This window comes from Paraburkholderia sp. EG286B (genome assembly GCF_040965655.1).
Classification (GTDB): Bacteria; Pseudomonadota; Gammaproteobacteria; order Burkholderiales; family Burkholderiaceae; genus Paraburkholderia.
In genome coordinates this window covers 1-17,618 of the sequence record NZ_JBFRCF010000054.1, presented here as the reverse complement: position 1 = coordinate 17,618, position 17,618 = coordinate 1, and the positions used below count along the sequence as shown (strand labels likewise).

Genomic DNA, 17,618 nt, shown 5'->3' with positions numbered 1-17,618 from the left:
CGACTCAGAATTCAATCAGATGGGCGTGGCAAAAAAAACTTCCTTGAACGCGCGCTGCCTGTCCTTCCCCCGGATTACATCCCCCGGGGCAGTCCAGCGCGCTCAACGCCACGTTCCTGATTCCATTTGTCGATAGCGGTCAGTTTCCGCGCTTTTTGGGCGGCGTCACGAAGCGGCGGCGCGACACGCAAATAGAAACAGAAGTTGTCGATGCGACCGGCGCGCGATGAGCAGGGAGTTTCTGTGGGGCGCGACGTAAGGAGCCCGTAGGGCGACTGAAGACGCGCCCCGCGCTGCGCAGGGCTGGTCGCGTGGTAGAAAGGCGGTTGCCAGGGAAGAACAACAGGCGCGATGCCGGCCTCAACTGCCAGGTCCAGTCCGGCATCGCGCCTCCACAGGGTCTCCGTCTGGCTGGCCTGTCGGCCGGCCTGGAGCGCCGCGTGAGTGGTCAGTATCGCATTGCCTGCGCGGCGCGTCGATCTCACCCGACACCTTGCTCTTTGGCGTTTCGGGGGAACCGCCAATGCAGCTGCCTGTGGGCCGCCTGTACCTGTGCGCCCGGTGCCGGGCGCAGGTCTTCATTTGCCGCCGCTGCGATCGCGGCAACCGCTACTGCCACGAGTGCGCCGCCCACGCACGCCGCGACAGCGTGCGCGAAGCCGGACAACGCTATCAGCTCTCGCGCCGAGGACGCTTTGCGCATGCCGCGCGTGCCCGGCGCTATCGGGCCCGGCGTCAGATCGTGACGCATCACGGTTCACCAGACCTCCCCGACGATGGTGTACTGCAACCGGACCGCGACGCCGCAGATGAACTGCCGTTTCTGCGGCACCTCGCTCTCACCGCTGGTTCGAACCGGCTTCGTGCGCCGTCGTGGTCCCCGTCATGTTCGCCCCGAAGGTAACGCCTTCGGCCGCCGTTCTGATTGCGGAGACCCCGATGACGATTCCGGTTGAGCTCGAGACGCAGATCCTGCGCCTCTACCACGTCGAGAAGTGGCCGTGCGGCACCATCGCGAAGCAGTTGCACGTGCATCGCGAGACGGTACAGCGCGTACTCGCCCGCGCCGGATTGCCGCGATACGGCCCGACGCCGAAGCCCTCCATGATCGAGCCATACCTGCCGTTCATCCGGCAGACGCTGGAGAAATATCCGACGCTCACAGGCAGTCGTCTCTACGTGATGGTGCGCGAGCGCGGCTACAGGGGAGCACGGGATCACTTCCGGCACATGCTCGCGCTACATCGCCCACGCAAGCCCGCCGAGGCGTTCCTGCGCCTGCGCACGCTGCCTGGCGAACAGGGCCAGGTTGACTGGGGTCACTTTGGATACGTTGAGATCGGCCGCGCGCGACGGCCATTGATGGCCTTCGTGATGGTGCTCTCTTACTCGCGCGACATCTACCTGCGCTTCTTCCTCGACGCGCGGATGGAGAACTTCCTGCGCGGGCATATTGGTGCCTTCAACACATGGTGCGGACTGCCAAGGGTCCTGCTCTACGACAATCTGAAGTCGGCAGTGCTCGAACGCGTTGGTGACGCAATCCGCTTCCATCCGACGCTGCTCGCGTTCGCTGGTCATTACCGGTTCGAACCCCGCCCTGTTGCGGTTGCACGCGGAAACGAGAAAGGGCGTGTGGAACGGGCAATACGGCATGTCCGTGAGGCATTCTTCGCTGCGCGCAGGTTCACGGACCTCGATGACCTGAATGCGCAGGCCGAGCATTGGTGTCGCACACAGGCGGCGGACCGGCCGTGTCCCGAGGATCACGCGATGACCGTGCGCGAGGCGTTCGCTAACGAGCGCCCCTTGTTGCTGCCGCTACCCGACAATCCGTTCACTGTCGAAGAACACGTCGCCGTAAAGGTCGGCAAAACACCCTATGTGCGCTTCGATCTGAATGACTACACGATACCCCACATGCATGTGCGTCGCACGCTGGGCGTTCGCGCCGACCTGAATCAGGTCCGGGTGTTCGACGGTGCCGAAATGATCGCCAGCCATCGGCGCAGCTACGATCGCGCCGAACAGATCGAAGACCCTCAACACCTGAAGACGCTCGTGGAATTCAAGCGTGAGGCACGCCAGCACCGCGGTATCAACAGCCTGACCCGCGCCGTGCCTGCCTGCCAACTCCTGCTGATGCGTGCGGCCGAGCGCGGCGCGAACATCGGCGGGCTCACGACCTCGCTGCTGCGCCTGCTCGATCGCTATGGCGCCGGCGAACTGCAGGCAGCCGTCGAGGATGCGTTGCGTGCAGGATCGGCGCATACGAACACGGTTCGGGCCGCGCTGGAACGTCGCCGCGCAGCGCGAGGGGCACCGCCGCCCGTCGCCATGAATCTGCCGGAGCATGTGCGACGCAAGGATGCGCCCGTGCAGCCGCACCGGCTTGACACGTACGATCAACTGACAGCGGAGGAAGAAGATGGCGCCGACCACAATCAACACTGAAGTCCTGCGCCTGCGCGCCAAGGCCCTGCGGCTGAACGGCCTCGTCGAACACTGGAGCGAAATCGACGGCGCGACGTGGCTCGCGTCGCTGCTGCAATGGGAAGAAGACGAGCGGGCGCACCGCTCGCTGCAGCGGCGCATCCGGGCAGCGAAACTGGGCAGGTTCAAGGCGATGGCCGACTTCGACTGGAACTGGCCCGCGAGAATTGATCGCGCGGCGGTCGAAGACCTGATGTCGTTGACGTTCCTCGCCGATGCAACCAACGTCGTGTTCATCGGCCCGAACGGCGTGGGAAAGTCGACGCTTGCGCAGAACGTGGCGCATCACGCCCTGATCCAGGGTCACACGGTGCTGTTCAAGTCAGCCAGCGAAATGCTTGGCGAACTCGCTGCGCTGGACAGCGATTCGGCATTGCGCCGGCGTCTGCATCATTATGCGACACCCGACATCCTGGTGATCGATGAGGTAGGCTACCTGTCGTATTCGAATCGCCACGCTGATCTGCTGTTCGAGCTCATCAGCCGCCGGTACGAGGCACGTTCGACCATCGTAACGACCAACAAACCGTTCGCGGAATGGTCGGAAGTGTTCCCCAACGCCGCCTGCGTCGTCTCCCTGGTCGATCGGCTCGTGCACCGCGCCGAGGTGATCTCGATCGAGGGCGAATCGTACCGGCTCAAGGAAGCGCGCGAGCGGAACGAGGCACGGGCACGGCAGCGCAAAACGCGCAGGCCGGCCACGAAGAGGGAGACTGTCTGATGAGCCGGCCCTTGCTGCCATCGGGCCGACGTCACGGCTTGCCGTTCGTCGTACCCGACGACTGGACGCCCGAGCAGGCGCTCGCCGTGTTCGAACTGCTTGATGATCTGCTTGCCATCGTGACGGACCACTATGGCGCTCAGCTTCACGAACTGCTGCGTGAACAGCGCTCGTCTGCAGCAGGCGCACGTACCCGTGAACGCGACCCGCCGTTCTAGGCGCAAGCACCACTACGTCAATAGAGAGAGGCCGCACGCCTGCCTGTTACCTCAGCGATTTACTCGCGCCGCGCCGCCCAAAAAGTGCGGATCTACGCCGCCGTCAACACCATTACCACATTGCGCATCCTGCTTGGACTGCGGCTCATGCGACGATGGAACTCCTCCTGCACTGCAATAGATCACGCAACTAATTATGTGACACAGTAAGATTAGAAGCCTGGCAACTTGAGTGATTTCTCGGCTTCCTGCCGAGCCTTGAAGTGCGGCGGCCGCCGTTCCTTGATAGCCCGTACACCTTCCCTGACGGCATCAGAATCGAGCGCGGCGACGGGGACCTGCCAGGGCGCCGAGGGCATAAGCTGGGTCGCAGGTAGTGTTCCCTCGCGTATGAGCCGATGAATCGAACTGCCGTAGATTCCCAGTCGCCGTGAGGCTTCTTCCACGCTGATCGTCTGCGCACGCAACGCTGTCGGATCGAATGGCGCAATGCCCAGTCGCTCACGCAGTTCGGTAACGCGAACCGTAGTCCAGGTCTTGCCGTCTGGCGTTTTGCAGCGCATGCGGTTCATGGTCACCGCAAGCTCCCTGTCCGGCCACTGTCCACCAAGCTTGCGCATCACCTCAACAGCACTGAAGTGCTGGCTGGATGGATATCGGCCAACACTTACGCGCGCGACGCGCAGTTCCGTGTGCCGGCCACCCGTCCAATGAACCGTGACGATCGTCTCATTCGTTTCGTCATCCAGATCAATTACAACCTCCTGAATGAGAATCCGGCTCAGCCGCTGCTTCGTTCGCATGTCCGTGCCCGGTGCATTCCATGCCGCGGAAAGATCATGCGCGAGCATCATCAACTGTGCCTGGTCGATCGCGGGTCGGCTTGCGGCTTCGCGGTCCAGAAGGGCTGCGCGCTCTTCAAGGTGAGCGACGCGCTCAAGCGCTGCATTCCATCGCGCTTCAAGCTCACGTGCGACCAGCCGCTTCGTCGGATCGACAACCTCATACCGACGTGCGGCAAGGGATGCATCGTAGCGCGCTTCCTCGAGTTCGCCAGCTATTGCACGGCGAACATCGTCGTCTGCCCGCGATGTTTGCTGTGCAGCGCGAATGGCCGCTTCCACTGCATGCTCAGACACCGCTTCGAGAATCGAGGCTGCCACCGCCTTGTCGACGCGCACGCCACCGATTCCTATACAGAGAAATGCTCCGACATGGGCCTCGTCGCCTCGGCAGTAATAGCGATGCGCGTGACCAGCTCTCATGCCGTAGTTCACACGCAACATTCGACCGCACCGGCCACATCGTGCCAGCCCGGTCAGCAATGCCCGCCCGCCGCGAGCAGATCTGCGGGAGGCCCGCTTCTTCATGTGTGCGTTCTCGGCGATCATCCTTTGATGCTCCTCGAACTGATCCCAGGTGATATACCCTGGGTGGTGGTCTCGCAACAGTACGCTCCAGTCCTTCATCGGCTTGGAGTGCCCATCGGTCTTACGAGCCCGTCCGTCGACGACGGCAGTGCGTTGGGTCGTCCTTCCAAACACATATGCCCCAGCATATACCGGATGCTCCAGTATCTGGACTACCGTGTGGTATGCAGGCCGGCTCCATTCGATCCGGATGCCGGTGGGGCCGTGACGTGTTACGGGCAGCTTGACGTCCGATTGTATGGCCCATAGCAGCACCTGACGAGCACTGCCGAGTTCGCGGAACTTACGAAAGAGCAGCCGGATGGCCTCGGCAACCCGTTCGTCTGGATCCATCTCGATCTGCCCAAGCTCGTTCCAGCAATAGCCAGGAGGCAGTGCGAAGCGTAATTCGCCACGCTGCGCCTTCGAATCTCGGGCGGCTATGCCGCGCTGTCGCAGCAGACTGAGTTCGTACTCCGACATCGTGCCCTTGAGTCCAAGCAGGAGCCGATCGTTGACCAGTCTCGGGTCATATACGCCGTCGTGATCAACCACGACCGTGCCGACCAGTGCGCACAGGTCAACGAGATGGTGCCAATCGCGGCCGTTACGCGCAAGTCGCGAAGCCTCGAGACAGAAGACGGCACCAACCGATCCTGCACACACTGACGCGACCAGCTTCTGGAATCCGGGCCGCTCGACACTGCCCGACCCCGAACGTCCAAGATCGTCGTCGATGGTCGTAACTGAAGCAAAACCCATGGCTCGTGCAGATTCGGCGAGTGCGTACTGCCGATTCTGGCTCTCAGTGTGTTCCACCACCTGGCTCATGGTTGACTGTCGGACGTAAACGACGGCTCCTCGGGAGAGATGTTCAGCGGAGATCTTCTGGCTCATCTCGATCTCCTGGTTCGTTTGTGTTCGTCGGTTTGCCCAGCGCTTCCAGAAGAAGAGCGGCGAGCGCTTCGATCACTTCCTCCCGTCGATGCCCCACGATGTCGGAGTTCAGGGTTGGATCCGCACAGTGGGCAGCCCGGATCGAGTTCGAACGCATGCTCTTCGCGCGGCAGATGGGGCGGCAGGGCCTCCTGCGGCGACGAGTTGACGCCAGACATGCTCGCGATCGACGCGCGGGCTCGGCGCACATCGGCAACGCCGCGACCGGCAGCCAGATCTTCGAGCTCGGTCTCAAGCCGGTCGATCTGCCGGTCAAGCTGCTCGGACTTGCGACCGAAGTGCATCCGTTTGAGCTTGTCGATCTGCGCCTTCAGCCGTTGCGTGCCCCGCTTGAGCCGTCCTACCAGTTTCGCAATGGCCTCGGGTGTGTTCACGATCTCGCCCAGATACCGCACTTCGCCAGCCGTGTCGGCGACCGCCACGGCAACCGTTGCCTGATGTACATCCAGGCCCACGTACTTGCTAAACTTGTTCATGACCTGCCCCCTCAATGTGGCTCTGAGCCGCGGTGTAGCCCACCTCAAGCTTAATCGGCGTACCTTGAGGTGCGGCAGGTATAGGGTAGCCGCGTTCCCTCTCGGAAACGCGGCCCCCGAAGAACCGTACGTGCGAGCTTTCCCCGCATACGGCTCGAGCACAGCGTTAAGCGTCGCACTGACGCCGGTCTCGCCAACTGCACGAGCCCTTCGCAAGCGTCACATTGTTGATTCGCCCCATCGCTGAGACGAAGGGCGTTGAACCGTAGCGATACTGGTCCCTCACAAGCTTCCCCTCGATGAATCTAAAACGTGGACTCGCGACAACTGCACCACACGGAAGTCTGCACCCTTTTAGGTCAGGGCAAATCTTGAACCCCTATGCGAGCTATTACCGCCCGCCATTCGCTTAGTGGGTAGCCCCACTACCTCTCGGCAGCGGGGCCCCCGAAAGAACTGTACGTGCAAGTTTCCCTGCTCCAGCCGCTCCACAGCTCGAGCACAGCTTTAAGCGCCGTATCGACGCCGGTCTTGCCATTGCAGCGCCGGCCAAGATAATTATATGAACGCACCCGATGCGCCAGGTTTTCTTGCGCTTTGCATCGACAGGATAGGTTGCAGCTTTATATGCGGCCTCATTGCAGCCTCATACGCTGCGGGCCTCGATGAAATCCGCTGACTCGCTCCTCATTTGTCGCACGAGCTACGCGCTCAAATTATCTTTCAGGCTTAGCGAGTTCAGGTCCGACCTGTCTTGTCATCACGCTCGATTGCCAACGCAACCTTTCGACGTCATCCTGCAAGCTTCAATCTTCCATACGGTTCAACTGATCAAGCCGGTTGTGCACTGACGTGCCCCTGGTTGTATGGCGTGCCATGTGCGAGAACCGCCCAGATTGTTCGGGCCATCTTGTTGGCAAGTGCTACAGTCACCACGTTGGATGGTCGCCGTTTCTGCAACTGCTCAGCCCACGACCCGGCGTGCTTGCCATGGAAGAGCACGCTGCGTGCTCCGTGGATCAGTAACGTCCGTACATACGTGTCGCCGCGCCGGCTGATACCCAATAGCTGGATCTTCCCACCAGTGCCGATCTGCTTTGGTACGAGACCGAGCCACGCGGCAAACTCCCGTCCGGACCTGAACGCCTTGGCGTCACCCATCGTGGCGACAGTGGCCGTCGCCGTCAGCAGGCCAACGCCGGGGATCGCGGCAATCGCCTTGCATGCCTTGTCCTCTTTCATCCACGTGTGCAAACGTCGCTCAATGTCAGCGATCTGTTTGTCGAGTCGATCAAGGTCATTCCAAAGTTCGCGTAACGAGTCGATCAGCATCGCCGGTAGACGCTCGGCCAGCCTCGCCAGCACCCCGGGAATCGCTTTATCCAGCGCGGCGCGACTCTTGGCCATCACCTCGCCGTACTCTGTTAGCAAGCCTCGCAGACTGTTCATCTGCATCGTGCGGAACTTGATCTTTTGTTGCCGCAACCGATGCAGCGCCAATACAGCCTGCTGGGCTTCGGTCTTGACAGCGACGGGCTTGCTCGGCATCTGCGTGGCCATCCAGATCGCACGAGCATCTGCAGGATCGTTCTTGTTGCCGATATTGAAAGCCTTGACGAACTTCGCCGGCATCAGCTTGACCTGATGGCCCATCTCCATCAATCGTCGTGCCCAATGCTGGGCACCGCCGCAGGCCTCCATTCCGATGAGGCAAGGCTCGCGATTCGCAAAATGCTCGAGGAATGCGGCGCGCTTCAGTTGCTTGTTCACAATCTCGCCCGTGCCAGCATCCACCCAGTGAAGCTGGAAGACGTTCTTCGCGATGTCCACCCCGACCGTCGTATACTTCATTTCGGACCCTCCGGTTAGCCTGTGAAGACCTCAATGATCTTCCATTTGGGCACTTTGATGCCGTCGGCCCGTGAGGGTCCGCCTCTTCGGCGTCACCCACCTGGTAGGTGGGGGCGTTCATTCCATTTGTCGCCGCCCAGCGGAGAATCAGGCTTACCACGTTCCCAGTCCTGCCGACACACCTAAACAACGGTGTGTCTGTCCGTTTAGCATCTGCCTATACCACGACGGCGCTACGACGACGTGCCCACACGGAAAAGAAGGGCAACCGGCCATCTACCTTTTGGTTAGAGCCAACAGCAGCTTGGGCTCATCGAGAATTACGAGGCTTCCATCGGTAGTTCACTTGCGTTGTGCATGCGGAATTTGCCTGGCCTTCACACCGCACGGCTGCTGGCAGTGTCGACTCCTCTCTTGTCGCCAAGATGAGCCGTCTATCGAGAAGTACGTTGTCCCTGAGGCTTCATACCCGACGGTCACCCATCGCGCATGCCCGGGTAGATCCTATGTACTAAGGCGGCGGGACCCATATCGGTAAAATCAGCGTGTCGTGGAGTTCCTCACAGGAGGGCGTCATGCATACACAGGAAACGCAAGGCAACGTAACAGACGTGGTGCTGGCCGTATCGCTTGAACTGGCGGCGGCAAAGTGGAAAGTCGCGCTGCATGACGGGCATCGAGAAACCCCGTCGATCCACACGGTGGCACAACCCGACCCCGCCGACCGCCTGGAGGCCGTGCTTGCGCTGATTGCCACCAAAAAACAGGCATGGGCACTGCCCGACAACGTGCGCATCGTCGTGAGCTACGAAGCCGGCCAGGATGGATTCTGGATCTTCCGGGCTCTGCAGGCTCGCGGCATCGAATGTTACGACGTCGATCCCGCGAGCATTCCAGTCCAACGCCAAAAGCGCCGAGCAAAGACCGACCGGCTTGACGTGACGAAGCTGGTCATCAACCTGCGGGCCTGGCTGGGCGGCGAACGCGACCGCATGCACGCGGTGCACGTACCCTCTGCCCAGGACGAAGCTTCGCGCCACCTGATGCGTGATCGCGGCCAACTGCAGAAGGAAGTGCTGCAACACCGCGACCGCATGCGCAAGCTGCTGGCCACGGTGGGCTGTTGGGAGAATGTCAACAGCCGTAAATTCGCCGCCCGCGTCGCATGCCGTGAAGTGCGCTGTCACGATGGTGCCCCGCTGCCCGACGAGCTCCACGAACGCCTGCTGCGCGAGTGCGAGCGGCTGGCGCTGGTCGAGAAGCAGGCGGCCATCCTGGAAAAAGCCTACCACCTCAACCTTCCCGAACGTGCGCGCGAGCGTATTGATCACCTCACACACCTTCGCGGCATCGGTCCGGTTAGCGGCTCCAGACTTACACTCGAGCTCTTCTGGAGGCACTTCGCCAACCGCCGCCAGGTGGGTGCGTGTACCGGCCTGGTCCCACAACCCTACGACAGCGGCCAGACCCAGATCGATCAGGGGATCAGCAAACAGGGGAACCGACGCGTGCGCGCGTTACTGATTGAAACGGCATGGACATGGATACGGTATCAGCCCGCCAGCCTGCTCACTCGCTGGTTCAACGAGCGCACGAAGGGCACAGGCCCCAACCGACGCGCTCGACGTATAGCGATCGTCGCGGTGGCACGCCGCCTGGTCATCGCGCTATGGCGCTACCTCGAAGAAGGTGTGATTCCCGAAGGTGCTGAACTCAAAATGCGATAAGGATCCCTATAAAGTAAGGCAGTGCAGCAACGGATCAAATGAAACACGTACTTGCCCGTCTGAACGGAATATGCCCGAGCAGTTGCCGGGTTGCTCGACAGCAACCGAACGATATAGATGGGGCATACTCCTGGTGAACCTTCCAGCGTAACGCGCATAGGATGCGGCCGGCTGCCCGCTGGCGGATAGAAGGCGGTGAGACGTAAATGTCTCACGTGCGCAACTCGCTTCAGACACGTGAGAGATAGTTTCGTCCCCGAATGCGCCTGCATCACGAGGTCCCAAGAGGACAGGAAACGTACTGATGGCATCAAAAGCCGGAAACCAAAAAAGCCTTGACTATTTTCTCCTCATAGAAGGCAACTGCTGGTCGTACAGCAGGTCACGGCTTCAACCTCCGATGTTCCGATTGCTGAATGTGACAAGGCAAGAAAGAGCTTTGCCGTCTACTACCTATGCCGATTTACGTCCGGCCGACGGCGACACGTGTCGCACTTTCCGCGTTCTCATACCCGCTCCCCCAACAGCTTGCCTTACGGCGTACCTGCCACGATTTCAATAGTCCGAGATCGTGGCGGAGGGTCGGGCTTACCGTGTTCCGCACAAGAGACAAGAGCAGGTTAGGTTCCACCTATTCGCCGGCAATCTGCTGCCCGTGTAGCCCCAGTATGGAAGGGGATAACCGATTGCATGCCTTTTGGCTTAAGCCTCACAGCATCTTTGGCTTACCACATTTGACGACGTTTCTCGGTGGTTCGCTTTTACTAACCGTACTGCTCACCCTGGCACCTTATCCATCCGATGCTGATAGAAAGCATCTCGCCCTCACGGGGTTGTTGCCGCACATACGTGCAGGTTACATTGTCCCGGCGGCTTCATACCAACTCGTTACCGAGATCGCATGCGCCGGTAGGGTACGGCTGACGGAACAGCCGGTTTCCTCGCTGGCCGAGGCCAGCTGAAACAATCTCTTATGCGACTTCACGTCGCACCCATACATGATGTCTAGCTAGGGGGGTGAACCCGGGCGGCGCTGCTTTTTACGATCTCCGGCTGTCTCCGACTCGACTGCCGGAGTCCGATGCAATCTTCCAAAAGGTCGTTGCGGCACGCCGCGCGAAATATAAGGTGTCGTTGGTGTTGGCCGTTTGTACGTACGCGCGGGGGGCGGCCCGTCCTGCCGTGCCGGCCCCGCGCGGACAACGGCAATGGCGTCAATACACTCCCTGTATCTCGGCGAAGAGCCGTTCGCAGAGTTCGTGCTTCTCAAGCAGGCGTCGGACTTGGCGGCGTTGTCACATCCGGTACGGCTCCCCAGCCCAGATCAATGCCCACAAAGCGACTGTCATACAGGGCCTCTTTGCAAGCTAGGTCGGCCAGATTGAAGCACCGCTGCACGAAGAGAATCCACAGGATCGGCTCCGAACGAATCGGCGGGCGACCGTTGCCGCGTTTCCAGTAATACAGTTTGACTACTGCGCACACAGTTCGGCCCACAGAACGATCATGTTCATCGTGTCAAGAAAGTCGTTGGGTCGCGTGCGTTTGCGTCGGGTCTCGAACCCGCACCCAAGCATTTCCGCCGCTCCGCTGAGCGTACCGAGCCGCATTGGGCTCGAAGGCGTCACGGTGGCGGATGTATATAGTCGTGCTAGCTATGGGTCCCGCTGTCAAAGGAGGAGCCCCCATCCCTACGAGCAAAAGCGGCTCAGGGCGAAGTCTTCGATCCCGACCTGCGTGCGATCGCCTGTTACCAGATCGGCGAGCACAGCGCCTGCGGCCGGTCCAATGCCGAAGCCATGGCCTGAAAAGCCGGAACCGAGATAGAAACCCGGTATCCGCTCGACCTTCGAGATAACCGGCAGCGCATCGGGCGTGACGTCAATCATACCTGCCCACGTACGTGCAATCGTCGCATTGGCGAACGATGGAAAGGTCTGCTTCAGGCAATTCATTGCGTCGTTGAGCATGCCGTTGTTAGCCTCAGGATCCAGCATGCGGTACGATTCGAACGGCGTCGGGCCGTCGCTGCTGAAGCGGCGCGGAATCTTCAGTTCATTAAAAAAGGGGCGTCCGAAACGGAGTCGCAGATGCTTGCGCTCTTTGAGCCAAGCACGCAGGAATTTCGTGCTCAGGCGAATGCTATCGGGCGTGAGATCGGCGACCGAGGCGCCGAGTTTCGACACTGTGTAGCCGCCGTCGCAGCGCTTGCGGCATGTGAAGTCCCCCCCGTTGATCGCGATGTCCAGTTTAGCGTCGATAGGCGTGGTTTGCAGCACGGACGCATGAACCTTGAGTTGCGGAAAGTCAATTGCATGATTGCCGCAGAACAGCCGTGACCACGCACCGCCTGCCAAAACCACGTCGGCGCATTTCACGACGCCGTGCTCGGTCACGACAGCCGACACGCGACCCGCGGATATATCAATGCCCCGCACCGCACAGTGTTCGAAGATCGATGCACCGTTCGCGCGAGCGAGTTCGGCGATGCCTCGTGTGGCCATCGTGGGTTCTGCGACACCGTCGATCGCGCTATAGAGCGCCCCGTCCCATGTGCGGCTCGACTGCGGGAGAAACCTAGCGAGTTCGGCTCTGCCAAGAAGCCTGACGCGGGCACCGCTGGCGCCGGACGCATCGATCCATTTTTGATGCAAAGCCATCTCCGACTCGTCTTTCGCAAGATATGCGAGTCCCGTCATCCGGTAGCCCACGTCGATTTGCGATTGGATTGACGGCCACAAATCGTTCGCGAGGAAAGACAGTTGCAGTTCTTTAATGTCGCGTCCGATGGAGCGCACCCAGCCCCAGTTGCGCGAAGACTGTTCGCAACCGATCGTGCCTTTTTCGAACACCGCGACGTCGACACCTTTGCGCGACAGCGCGAGCGCGCAACTGATACCAATGATTCCGCCGCCAATAATTGCGACGGAGACCTGCTTGGGCAATTCGGGTTTCAATGTGATTTCTTGAATGGGCAGCATGTTAGCTTGGAGATATGTCAGTTGACTCGCTTGCGGCTGGCGATCAGAGCCACGAGCGCGAGGGTCGAAATTACAATCAGGTAATAGACAGGCGACATGATGCTGCCCGTCAATTTTACGAGAAGATTGGTCACGACAGGCGTGAGTCCGCCGAACAGCGTCATCGCGATTACGTAGGCGAGCGACGAGCCGGTGGTAGGGCAGGACGTGGGAAAGAGTTGTGATAGCAACGAGCTGACCGGCGCGTAGTAGAAGCTGCCGCGCGTCAAACAAGATGAGAGCACGTGTCAAGTTAACTGTCGCCCCCCAATCCACGCACAACGGGAAGTATACCTACGTCGAGTATGCCCGCTTCGCTGATGATCTCGTCGTGCTGATCGATGCACACCCACGCCATGACTGGCTGCTGGGGGCAGTAAGCAGGCGACTACGGGAGGAGTTTGACAGGCTACAGGTCGAGGTGAACGAGGAGAAGAGCCGCACCGTGGATCTGAGATGCAAGGAGAGTTTCGGCTTTCTGGGGTTTGACTTCCGTCAACTCCGCAGCTTCGGGACACGGGCGTGGCGAGCGCACTACACGCCAAAGCTGAAGAAGCGTACGGCGTTACTGCGCAAGCTCAAGGAGGTGTTCCGGCGATACCAGTCACAGCCGGTCAATCGGGTAGTGGAACTGATTAATCCGGTGCTGCGGGGCTGGGTGCATTACTTCGCTATCGGGGACTCTAACGAGTGCTTCAACTTCATCAGGGACTGGGTGGAAAAGAAGATCCGGCGCCATATGGGGCGATCCCGGAACCGACGGGGCTTCGGCTGGAAGCGGTGGAGTAGGCGTTGGCTGTATGAGGAACTGGGGCTGTTCAATGGCTACCGGGTCCGCCGTACCGTCGCACCGAAAGCGCGCCCGGCATGATAGGTCCCATAAACCTTGACGTGAAGCAGACAGGAGAGCGTAGTGCGGGAAAACCGCAAGCTGCGTTCGACGTGGCGGGAGCTGGAAACGTGACTATGGCAGCCGGACTGAGGGCCACCGCGAAAGCGATGGAGAGACCACCGGAGCCTACCGTGCGCGCGCCAGTTCTCGACCCTACCTGCGAGGGCCTGCGGGTGCGATTCCCGCGGGCTACTCACCTAAACGCCATCTGGGCACTCGGGGGCGCGCCGCGCGAGCACCGCAGCGACAGCCTGTCGGCGGCGTTCCGCAATCTCGATGCCGACGCGCGCAAGGATCTGACCACGCGTTACGATGCGCTGTGCGCCCACTACGGCATGCAGCCCACACGCAACAACCGTGGCGTTGCCCACGAGAACGGCTCCATCGAGAGCCCTCATGGCCACCTCAAGAGCGCAGTGCGTGATGCGTTGCTCCTGCGCGGCAGTCACGACTTCGACGATCTCGGTTCCCTATCGCCGCTTCATCGACGAGATCGTCGGTCGAATCAACGCGCGTAATGGCAAACGCATTGAGGCCGAGCGGGCACTGCTTCAGCCGCTTCCGGTCCAGCGTACGTGCGACTACGAGGAAACGCGCGTGTACGTCACGACCACCTGCGGCTTCGTCCTGCGCAAGGTGTTCTATACCGTCCCGTCACGACTGATCGGCCATCACCTGCGCGTGCGGCTGTACGACGACCGGTTGGAGCTGTTCCTGGGCAGTACGGCCCTGATGACACTGCAGCGCGGCCGCGCGGGTCCCAATGGCAAGCACGGCCACGTCATCAACTACCGGCACGTCATCCACGCGCTGCGCCGCAAGCCCATGGCGCTGCTCAACCTGGTCTACCGTGATCAGATCTTTCCGCGCGAGGCCTATCGCCTGAGCTTCGATCGCCTGCTCGAGCAGCTCCCGGAGCGCCAGGCCTGCAGGACCATGGTTGAACTGCTCAGCCTGGCCCACGAGCACAACTGCGAAGCGCAACTGGCGCAGGCACTGCAGCAGTGTCTGGACGATGGACAGTTACCCAACGTGGACGGACTGTGTTCGCGTTTCGAAGCGAAGCGCACGAACAGCATGCCGGAGGTGAACGTCCAACTCGCCGCGCTGAGCGACTACGAAGCTCTGCTTGACATGGCAACGGAGGTGGCAGCATGAGTCTCGACATCGACGCCACCCGCCTGTCGCTGCTGCGCAACGATTTGCGGCTGCCCGCCATCAAGCAGATCTGGTCCAGCTTTGCCGAGCGATCCGACACGGAAGGCTGGCCGGCGGCACGCCTGCTGATGGCGCTGGCCGAACACGAGATCGCCGAGCGCGATCGACGCCGAGTCGAACGTCACCTCAAGGACGCGAAGCTGCTGCCGGGCAAGACGCTGGAGAACTTCGATTTCGACGCGGTGCCAATGGTGTCCCGGGCGCACGTCTCGGCGCTTTGCGCTGGCGACGGCTGGTTGCGTAACGGCACCAACCTGATTCTTCAGGGGCCGTCCGGGGGAGCCAAGTCGCACCTGTCGTCGGCCATTGGACTGAGCCTGCTGGAGAAGCGCTGGAAGGTCCTCTTCGCGCGCACCACCGACCTCGTGCAGCGGTTGCAGGTCGCACGCCGCGAGCTGTCGCTCGAGTCCGCCATCAACCGCCTAGATCGCTTCGATCTCCTGATTTTGGACGATTTTGCATATGTCAGCAAGGATCAGGCCGAGACGTCGGTGCTGTTCGAGCTCATCAGCGCCAGATATGAGCGCCGTTCTTTTTGCATAACGGCAAATCAACCGTTCGGCGACTGGGACAAGGTCTTCCCCGACCGGGCCATGACGGTCGCCGCCGTCGACCGGCTGGTCCATCACTCGACGATCTTCGAGCTGAACGTCGAAAGCTACCGTCGGCGTACCGCCCTGCAGCGCAAGCAGCAGGGACCGGGGCGTCCGGCCAGTATAGCGACACCAAAGAACGTCGGCGTGCCGCCGCGACAGGGGGAGCAGCAATGACGAGCAATTCGCAACTGATGGTCGTAACGCGTGACGACGCATCCGACAGTTCGATGCCACCGCGCAGCGCGCTCACCGGAGCGCAACGGCAACGTGCGTACCGCTTGCGACGCAAACGGACCGTGATTGACGCCATTGGTGAGGAAGCCTTGGCGTCACGCGTTACGTTGTTGGCCCTGCTCAGTGACGGACTGGTTGCGCTGGAGGCCAACTGCACTTCGACGATGCTCATCGAGAACAAACGCGAGAGCGTAAAGCACGTGCTCAAAGCCATCGTCACGCGTTACGGCATCGATCTCGCCGACTGAGCCGTTGTTCTCATCCTGATTGACGCGCGGCTGGCAGGCAAAGCTCGCCGGCGTCAATCAACACCGGCATCATCATCCACGCCACCACATTCTTATCCTGATTGTCGCGCTGCCAGAACATCTGCGACATCACGCGTTAGACGTAAGCGGCCGGCACGAGCCGCTTACCGTTACACAGCAATCCTCAACGACTGAAGACCTCAGTTTGATTGTCGAGCGACACCCGTTCGTCCGTGTCAATCAAAACCGCGCGTCAATCAATAAACGCTTGCCAGCGTCAATTAAGATCGGCATCATCAACCTCGCCGCGACATTCTCATCTTGTTTGTCGCGCGTCTCCGCATTGACTCAGGTTATTTGTTACCGAGCCGAGGCCGTTGCCTCATGTAATTTATATGGACGCCTCCCTTATGCCAAGAGATCGTGTGTGCTGGTGGACAGGAAGGCTGCGGTTTTATATCCGACCTTGTTGCGGGTCGAGCCCGCGGGCCTCGATGGAATCCGCTGACTCACACCTCATTTTGCTAGCGGACTATTAGCCCGAAATTACATGCAGGTTGTCGGGTAAGCGCGCGCTGTTGCCAGCACGCGCTCCCCTAAGAACCGGACAGGCAAGTCACCTCGCATCCGGCTCAAGCCATGCTTCAGCACCATGGACTGGCACCGGGCAGCCTGACAGAACGTTTTGAAGCTCGACGACGAGCAAAGTAAGTCGTCCATTCCGGGTCGAACGAATTAGCTGGTCCACGGACCTTTACATGGCGCGTAATCGCGACCGTTGAAGCACGAAAGAGCCAAGCATCGCCGCGGCTACTGGCGGCCAGCCCCCTCGTTGCAAAGTTCCAAGACCTTTGTCCGTTCGCGCGGAAGTAACGCTGCTTAACCCATCGTGCTCCCTTCGTGGGGTGTCTGCGTTTCGCCCACTTCCAGAGCAGGCGCCAGATGTGCGAGTCTATCAATGAGAAGGTTGCTTTCGCCACGATGTGACGATGGTACATGGCCCAGCCCCGTATGACAGGGTTGAGTTGTCGTATCAGCATCTCTTGCGTGACGCTCGCGTTACACTTGATGATCTCCCGGACCTTGTCAAGCAGCGATTTAATACTCTTCTTCGCTGGCATGATCAGCAGCTTGCTGCCGTACTTGCGCACGTTCTGCCCAAGGAAATCGAAACCTTCCGATATGTGCGTGATTCGCGTTTTCTCCTCCGACAGTTCCAGCCCGCGATCCGCCATGAAACGTCGGATCGCGGGAAGAACGCAGGATTCGAGTACGTCTTTCGACGCACAGGTCGCCACGAAATCATCGGCGTACCGGATGACGTTGAGTTTGAATTTTTGGCGCGCGAGTGCCGTTGCACCGACACTCGCATAGACTGTCGCCTCCAACCCGTCTAACGCCATGTTCGCGACCACGGGCGAGATTACGCCGCCTACAATGTTGCATACTTTTCTCTCCTGCGTCTGAGTCGGTCGAATTTTCGCTGCCGCGAACCGGCGGTTGCGGATCGACACGGAACACGACGACGATCTCGTCCTTGTGGATTTCTACGCGCTTG

12 protein-coding genes and 3 pseudogenes are annotated in these 17,618 nt (G+C 60.5%); 8 read left to right on the top strand and 7 right to left on the bottom strand.

All coding sequences use genetic code 11. From position 1 onward, the window contains the following. Positions 1-939: 939 nt before the first annotated feature. The 3 genes from istA to AB4Y42_RS42190 are packed head-to-tail and all read left to right on the top strand — an operon-like array spanning position 940 to position 3,432. Positions 940-2,454, top strand: a complete 1,515-nt coding sequence (istA, locus tag AB4Y42_RS42200) for an IS21 family transposase (RefSeq protein ID WP_368697643.1) — start codon at positions 940-942, stop codon at positions 2,452-2,454. Next, positions 2,429-3,214 (top strand): IS21-like element helper ATPase IstB, encoded by a 786-nt coding sequence (gene istB / locus AB4Y42_RS42195; RefSeq protein WP_368697642.1) that lies wholly within the window; start codon positions 2,429-2,431, stop codon positions 3,212-3,214. The genes istA and istB (AB4Y42_RS42195) overlap by 26 nt, the downstream gene beginning before the upstream one ends. Continuing rightward, positions 3,214-3,432: a hypothetical protein gene (locus tag AB4Y42_RS42190; protein WP_368697641.1), complete on the top strand. Its 219-nt coding sequence runs from the start codon at positions 3,214-3,216 to the stop codon at positions 3,430-3,432. Before istB (AB4Y42_RS42195) ends, AB4Y42_RS42190 begins: the two co-directional genes overlap by 1 nt. A gap of 212 nt (positions 3,433-3,644) precedes the next feature. On the opposite strand, the gene AB4Y42_RS42185 is transcribed toward AB4Y42_RS42190, so the two are convergent. The 3 genes and pseudogenes from AB4Y42_RS42185 to AB4Y42_RS42175 form a co-directional block, all read right to left on the bottom strand. Beyond that, positions 3,645-5,738 carry a recombinase family protein gene (locus AB4Y42_RS42185; RefSeq protein ID WP_368697640.1) on the bottom strand — a complete coding sequence of 698 codons (2,094 nt, stop codon included), beginning with the start codon at positions 5,736-5,738 and terminating at the stop codon, positions 3,645-3,647. Between the two features lie 161 nt (positions 5,739-5,899). Next, positions 5,900-6,118, bottom strand: a pseudogene (locus AB4Y42_RS42180) (transposase); the annotation flags it as partial. A 987-nt stretch (positions 6,119-7,105) separates the two neighbouring features. Beyond that, on the bottom strand, positions 7,106-8,125 hold the full coding sequence (locus AB4Y42_RS42175; protein ID WP_368697639.1) for an IS110 family transposase: 1,020 nt from the start codon (positions 8,123-8,125) through the stop codon (positions 7,106-7,108). A 575-nt stretch (positions 8,126-8,700) separates the two neighbouring features. Here AB4Y42_RS42175 and AB4Y42_RS42170 point away from each other — a divergent pair. Continuing rightward, positions 8,701-9,852, top strand: coding sequence for an IS110 family transposase (locus tag AB4Y42_RS42170; protein ID WP_368697638.1), 1,152 nt, complete (start codon positions 8,701-8,703; stop codon positions 9,850-9,852). A 1,229-nt stretch (positions 9,853-11,081) separates the two neighbouring features. On the opposite strand, the pseudogene AB4Y42_RS42165 reads toward AB4Y42_RS42170, so the two are convergent. From AB4Y42_RS42165 to AB4Y42_RS42155, 3 genes and pseudogenes are all read right to left on the bottom strand, one after another. Then, positions 11,082-11,462, bottom strand: a pseudogene (locus AB4Y42_RS42165) (transposase); the annotation flags it as partial. Between the two features lie 81 nt (positions 11,463-11,543). Then, entirely contained in the window at positions 11,544-12,833 is a 1,290-nt protein-coding gene (locus AB4Y42_RS42160) for an NAD(P)/FAD-dependent oxidoreductase (protein WP_368697637.1), read from the bottom strand. 17 nt (positions 12,834-12,850) lie between these two features. Further along, on the bottom strand, positions 12,851-13,102 hold the full coding sequence (locus tag AB4Y42_RS42155; RefSeq protein ID WP_368697636.1) for a hypothetical protein: 252 nt from the start codon (positions 13,100-13,102) through the stop codon (positions 12,851-12,853). 5 nt (positions 13,103-13,107) lie between these two features. Between AB4Y42_RS42155 and AB4Y42_RS42150 the strand changes: the two genes are divergently transcribed. The 4 genes and pseudogenes from AB4Y42_RS42150 to AB4Y42_RS42135 all read left to right on the top strand — a co-directional run bounded on the left by AB4Y42_RS42150 (position 13,108) and on the right by AB4Y42_RS42135 (position 16,060). Continuing rightward, complete coding sequence (locus AB4Y42_RS42150) at positions 13,108-13,743, top strand: group II intron maturase-specific domain-containing protein (RefSeq protein WP_368697635.1); 636 nt, start codon at positions 13,108-13,110, stop codon at positions 13,741-13,743. A gap of 221 nt (positions 13,744-13,964) precedes the next feature. Beyond that, positions 13,965-14,922, top strand: a pseudogene (locus AB4Y42_RS42145) (IS21 family transposase); the annotation flags it as partial. Continuing rightward, on the top strand, positions 14,919-15,752 hold the full coding sequence (gene istB, locus AB4Y42_RS42140; protein WP_368697634.1) for an IS21-like element helper ATPase IstB: 834 nt from the start codon (positions 14,919-14,921) through the stop codon (positions 15,750-15,752). The pseudogene AB4Y42_RS42145 and the gene istB (AB4Y42_RS42140), both read left to right, overlap by 4 nt. Next, on the top strand, positions 15,749-16,060 hold the full coding sequence (locus tag AB4Y42_RS42135) for a hypothetical protein (protein WP_368697633.1): 312 nt from the start codon (positions 15,749-15,751) through the stop codon (positions 16,058-16,060). Before istB (AB4Y42_RS42140) ends, AB4Y42_RS42135 begins: the two co-directional genes overlap by 4 nt. Positions 16,061-16,704: 644 nt before the next feature. On the opposite strand, the gene AB4Y42_RS42130 is transcribed toward AB4Y42_RS42135, so the two are convergent. Next, positions 16,705-17,574 carry a group II intron maturase-specific domain-containing protein gene (locus tag AB4Y42_RS42130; RefSeq protein WP_368697632.1) on the bottom strand — a complete coding sequence of 290 codons (870 nt, stop codon included), beginning with the start codon at positions 17,572-17,574 and terminating at the stop codon, positions 16,705-16,707. Positions 17,575-17,618 lie beyond the last annotated feature (44 nt).